Annotated in this window: 6 protein-coding genes; 1 reads left to right on the plus strand and 5 read right to left on the minus strand. The window is 70.0% G+C overall.

Translation table 11 applies throughout. From position 1 onward, the window contains the following. The 4 genes from AC2VON_RS16005 to AC2VON_RS16020 all read right to left on the minus strand — a co-directional run. Nucleotides 1–613, minus strand: a 613-nt coding sequence (locus AC2VON_RS16005) for a biotin/lipoyl-containing protein (protein ID WP_486953838.1), incomplete at its 3' end; no start/stop codon positions are given. 13 nt (nucleotides 614–626) lie between these two features. Continuing rightward, nucleotides 627–1610, minus strand: coding sequence for an alpha-ketoacid dehydrogenase subunit beta (locus AC2VON_RS16010; RefSeq protein WP_486953843.1), 984 nt, complete (start codon nucleotides 1608–1610; stop codon nucleotides 627–629). 57 nt (nucleotides 1611–1667) lie between these two features. Further along, entirely contained in the window at nucleotides 1668–2702 is a 1035-nt protein-coding gene (gene pdhA / locus AC2VON_RS16015) for a pyruvate dehydrogenase (acetyl-transferring) E1 component subunit alpha (protein ID WP_486953839.1), read from the minus strand. Then, nucleotides 2695–3168: a CBS domain-containing protein gene (locus AC2VON_RS16020; protein ID WP_486953840.1), complete on the minus strand. Its 474-nt coding sequence runs from the start codon at nucleotides 3166–3168 to the stop codon at nucleotides 2695–2697. Before AC2VON_RS16020 ends, pdhA begins: the two co-directional genes overlap by 8 nt. A 35-nt stretch (nucleotides 3169–3203) precedes the next feature. Between AC2VON_RS16020 and AC2VON_RS16025 the strand changes: the two genes are divergently transcribed. Next, nucleotides 3204–4169: a nucleoside hydrolase gene (locus AC2VON_RS16025; RefSeq protein WP_486953841.1), complete on the plus strand. Its 966-nt coding sequence runs from the start codon at nucleotides 3204–3206 to the stop codon at nucleotides 4167–4169. A 112-nt stretch (nucleotides 4170–4281) separates the two neighbouring features. Here AC2VON_RS16025 and AC2VON_RS16030 read toward each other — a convergent pair. Next, nucleotides 4282–5477 (minus strand): DNA polymerase Y family protein (locus tag AC2VON_RS16030; protein WP_486953842.1); only part of this gene is annotated, 1196 nt, incomplete at its 5' end.

The raw sequence follows: 5477 nt of genomic DNA on the forward strand, positions 1-5477 counted from the left end.
GCCGCTGCGCGGTGATCCGCCTGATCGAGGTCAGCGGCACCCGCTCGTCCCCGTCGGGCTGACTGCGTACCGGCACCAGCGCACCGGTTGCGGCACCTTCTAACGGTGCGGTAGGCGCCGGGACACCGGTGCGCTCGGCGATGACGGCATCGATGTCGGCCCGCACGATCCGGCCGCCGGGGCCGGTGCCGGTGATCGCGGTCAAGTCGATGCCGTGCTCGCGTGCCAGCGACCGCACCAGCGGGGTCGCCCGGATCTGCGGCTCGGCTGCGGGCTCCGGCGGCCCTACCGGCCGCTGCACGTCCGCGCTGGGCGCGGTGGTGCTTTGCGTTGTGGGGCTTGGTGATTGCGCTACAGATTGCGCCACGCCGTCGGCTGGCTGCGTCTCGATGACGGCGATGGGCTGGCCGATCGGCACCGTGGCGCCCTCTTGGGCGATGATCCGGGTCAGCACGCCGTCGTCGTAGGCTTCCATCTCCATGGTCGCCTTGTCGGTCTCGATTTCGGCGAGTATGTCGCCGCGCTGCACCCGGTCGCCTTCGTGCTTGAGCCAGGAGCTGATAACCCCCTCGGTCATCGTGTCCGACAGTCGCGGCATCAAGACGTCTGGCATCAACGGTTCCTTGTCAGTAGCGGAAACGGGTGGCGTCGAGGATCTCGCGAATGACTTTGGTCAGGTCGGCGGCGTCGGGCAGCGCCGCCAGCTCGAGCGGCTTGGCGTAGGGCAGCGGGACTTCGGCGGCGGCGACCCGGCGCACCGGTGCGTCGAGGTAGTCAAAAGCGCCTTCGGCGATGGTCGCGGCGATCTCCGCACCCACCCCGTAGCTCAGCCAATCGTCTTCCAGCACAACGGCCCGGCTGGTTTTGCGGACCGAGGCGCAGATCGTCTCCCGGTCCAGCGGCCGCAGGCTGGACAGGTCGACGACTTCGATCGACACCCCGTCGGCCTCGAACTGGCGGGCGACGTCCAGCGCGATCACCGTGGACCGCGAGTAGGCGACCACGGTCAGGTCGGTGCCCCGCTTGGCCACCGTGGCCTTCCCGATCTGTCCGAGCTGTTCGCCGTCGGGCACCTCGCCCTTGGTGTTGTAGAGCGCCAGGTTCTCCAGGAACAGCACCAGGTCGTCGTCGCGAATGGCGGTGGCCAGCATCGCCTTGGCGGCGGCCGGGGTGGCGGGTGCGACGACCTTCATGCCCGGCACGTGCGCATACCAGACTTCCAGGTTCTGCGAATGGGTCGCCGCCAGTTGCTGTCCGCCGCCGCCCGGCGTGCGGATCACCATCGGCACCGAAACCTGGCCGGCGAACATGGCGTGCATCTTTGCGGCGTGGTTGACGATCTGATCGATGGCCAGCAGCGAGAAGTTGATCGTCATGATCTCGACGACGGGCCGCATGCCGAGCATCGCCGCCCCCATGGCGGCACCGACGAAGCCCTCCTCGCAGATCGGTGTGTCGATGACCCGGGTGGGGCCGAACTCGGCGAGCAGTCCGGCGGTGATCTTGTACGAGCCCTCGAAGACGCCGATCTCCTCACCGATCAGGATGACCGACTCGTCGCGCTGCAGTTCCGAGCGCAGCGTGTCGTGCAGCGCCTGCCGATAGGTCATCTCAGGCATCTGCGCCACTCCGTGCCATCGCTACGCTTGGCATCATCGCCGGCGCGGTCATCGCGGGCTAACCACCGGATCGCCCGGAAGTTGCTGTGGCGCATTGGCAACCGGCGTCGCATAGACGTAGTCGAACAGCTGGGAAGGCTCCGGGTCCGGACTGGAGTCGGCGAAGTCCACCGCGGCGTCGACCTGGGCCTCGGCCTGGTCGTCGACGGACCGCGCACCCGCCTCGTCGAGGACGCCGGTCTCGATCAGCCGGTGACGAAACGCGGGCACCGGGTCCAGCTCGCGCACCCGCTCGGTCTCTTCGCGGGAGCGGTACCTGGCCGGGTCCACCACCGAGTGGCCGCGAAGCCGCTGACATACCGCCTCGATCAGGCCCGGTTGGCGTTTGGTCCGGGCGCGCAGCAGCGCGGCCCGCGTCGCGTCGCGCACGGCGAGAACGTCGTCGCCGTCGACGCGTTCCCCTGCAATCCGGTAGGAGCATCCCCGCTTGTACAGGTCCGGTTCGGCCGCGGCCTTCTCGACCGGGGTACTCATGCCCAGACCGTTGTTGACGATCACGTAGACGATCGGCAGCCGCCACAGCCCCGCCAGGTTGATCGCCTCGTGGAACGCGCCGATGTTGGTGGTGCCGTCGCCGAGCACGCACATCACCGCTTCCGCGTCCGGGCCGGGCGCGCCGCGGTAGGTGAGTGCCAGCGCGGCGCCGGTCGCGGGCGGTATCTGGCCGCCGACGATGCTGTACCCGCCGAGTAGCCGCAGTTTGCGGTCGAACATGTGCATCGAGCCGCCCCGCCCCCCCGACGCCCCGGTGACCTTGCCGAACAGCTCGGCCATCACGCGGCCCGGTTCAAGGCCACGGGCCAGTGCGTATCCGTGGTCGCGGTAGGTGGTGAACAGGTAGTCGTTCGCCTGAAGCGCGGCCATCAGACCGACGACGGTGGCCTCCTCACCCAGATTCAGATGGCAGTACCCGCCGATTTTGGCGCGCTGATACATCTGCGACGCGCGCAGTTCGAACGCGCGGATCAACGCCATCTGCCGGTAGTAGCGGCGAAGCGTCTCGGGGCTGTCCGCTTCAGGCACCGGGCGGTTGCTCCTGCAGTTCGAACTGCTCGTTGGTCGCGTGACACCGCGAACACAGGCTCGGTGGATGCTCGCCGCGCACCGGCTCGCCGCAGACCCGGCACACCCACTCGGTCGCCATCATGGCCAGCACGTCATGCAGGCTCACGATTCCCGCCAGCCGGCCCTCGGCCATCACCGGTACCCGGCGAACGCGCCGGTCGATGAGCAGATGGCGAATATCGTCGATGGCGCAGTCGGTGGTGACGGTGACCACCGCAGTGGCCATCACATCGCGTGCGGTCGCACCGGTTTTGGCCAGTAAGTCGTATTCGCTGATCATTCCCAGCAGCACACCCTCGGCGCTGACGACCGGCGCCGCGCTGATCCGGTTCTGGGTCAATGTCTGCGCCGCGTGCTGGGTTGTCGCACCGGGACTCACCGTGATCACCGGTGACGTCATGATGTCGCCGGCCGTGGGATGCACAGCTGCAGCCTACGCCGCTGAGTATCGTTGCCGCGGTGGATGCTGTCGGGGCGCTGCCGGTGTTCGCCGACGTCGACACCGGCGTCGACGACGCGCTGGCGCTGGTATACCTGCTGGCCAGCGCCGACGCCGAACTCGTCGGCATCGCCTCGACCGGCGGCAACGTTGCGGTACAACAGGTTTGCCGAAACAATCTTGGGCTGCTCCAGTTGTGCGGGGTCACCGGCGTTCCGGTGTCCAAAGGTGCCGACTCGCCGCTGCACGGCCCGATACACACCGCCGAAAACGTCCACGGCCCTCAGGGTCTCGGGTATGCCGAGCTGACCTGTGACGGTGGCGAACTCACCGGGTATGACGCCGCCACGGCGTGGGTTCGGGCTGCGCGCGAGCATCCCGGGCAGCTGGTGGGGCTGGTCACCGGGCCGTTGACCAACCTGGCGCTGGCACTGCGGGCCGAACCCACGCTGCCCACGCTGTTGCGCCGGCTGGTGATCATGGGCGGCTCGTTCACCGACCGGCCGGCGGCCGAATTCAACATCAGGTCCGATCCCGAAGCGGCCACCGAGGTGTTCACCGCCTGGGGGGCGCAGGGGGTCGCCGAACAGCTTCCGACCGTGTGCGGGCTGGAACTGACCGAGCACATCGCGATGACACCGGCCATTCTGGGCAGGCTGGCAGCGGCGGCGGGCGCGCCGAGCCCGTTGATCCGGGTGCTCGGCGACGCGCTGCGGTTCTACTTCGAGGTGCACGACGAGCGGGGCCACGGATACCTGGCTTACCTGCACGACCCGTTGGCCGCGGCGGTCGCGCTGGATCCTGGGCTGGTGGCGACCCGACCGGCCGCGGTGCGCGTCGAGCTGACGGGCATCCCTGGTCGCGGGCGCACGGTCGCCGACTGGTCCGGTGAGCCCAACGCGCGGATCGGTGTCGACGTCGACCCGCAGGCGTTCTTCGATCGCTACGTCGAACGGGTCGGGTCGTTCGCTCGTCACCGAGCGTGAAGCTGTTGCGAGTTTTTCGCCCGGAACTCGCAACAGCTTCACGCTCGGCGCTCGGCATGGGAGTGGGGACGCCGCTCGGCGCACGGCATGGGGGGTGGCGCGCAGCAGAACGCTACTCGTAGCTGCCTTCCAGATACCAGCGCCGCCGGCGGTAGCGCAGCAGTAGCGCCGTGCCGGCATTGTCGTCTAGGTCGTCTAGTAGCACCTGGGCGCGGGCCACCCGATCCGGGCGGCCAAGACCCGCTTGGCCAGTCAGGTCCGGGTCCCACCAACGCTCGTCGACCGGCCAGGGCCCGGCCCACCAGCGCAGCCGGTCGTCTCGGCCCTGGCCGGCGCCGACCAGGCGGGCCGGCTCAGCGGAGAACAGCCCCCGGCTGGTCACCCTTATCTGGTTGCGGTGGGCGTCGAGCAGTTCCACCGGGTCGTCGAGCAGCACCGCCGGCGACGGCTCGGGCAGCCGGCCCGGCCACGGCTGCCCCGGATCGGCCCGCGGTGCGGGCTCGTCGCCCAGCGGCGCCAAGACGATGCGCTCGGCCGGGCCGCGACCCCCGGACAGCACCGGCACCCGCACCGCCTCCGGGCCGAGCAGGCCCTGCACCCGCACCAGCACCCGCCGGGCGCGCAGCCGGTCTTCTTCACCGGAACCACCCCACCCGCCCCACAGCGGCAGCTGCAGCGCCCCGGCGGCCACCACCTCCACCGGCTGCAGCCGCAACAACGTCACCGGCCCCGGCAGCACAGCAGGTTTGCGGGTGTTCAGCCAGCCGTCGAGCTGCCAGCGCACCCGGTCGGCGGTGGCGTCCTCGGTCAGCGGTTCGGCGCACCGCCACACCCGGGTCAGCTCTTCGCCGCCCTCGGTGACGGCGTGAATGGCCAACCGGGTGCAACCCACCCCGGCCGCGATCAGCGTCTGGTGCAGGGCAGCGGCCAGCGACCGTCCGGCGAACGCCGCGGCGTCGACCCGGTCGATCGGCGGATCGCAGTGCAGCACGGCGTCGAGATCCGGCGGCGGCTCCCGCCCGACCGGTTCGCGCTCCGGCTCGCCGCGGGCGAAACGCTGCGCGACGACCGCGTCGGAGCCGAACCGCGAGGCCACATCGGTGCGCGGCAGCGCGGCGAACTGCCCGATGGTGCGAATTCCCATCCGCCACAACAGGTCTACAAGCTCGCCTCGCCCCGGCCCGGACAGGCTGGGTTCGGTGGCGAGTTGCCGGATCGACAGCGCCGACAAAAACCGCGCGTCGCAGCCCGGCTCTATCACCCGACCGGCGCGGGCGGCGAACACCGCGGTGGACAACCGGTCGGCGA

The sequence above is a fragment of the Mycobacterium sp. TH-M82 genome, assembly GCF_057473605.1.

Bases quoted from the DNA above. Each gene is read 5' to 3' on its own strand.
- AC2VON_RS16010 (WP_486953843.1), bottom strand. From the start codon at position 1,610: ATGACCTATCGGCAGGCGCTGCACGACACGCTGCGCTCGGAACTGCAG.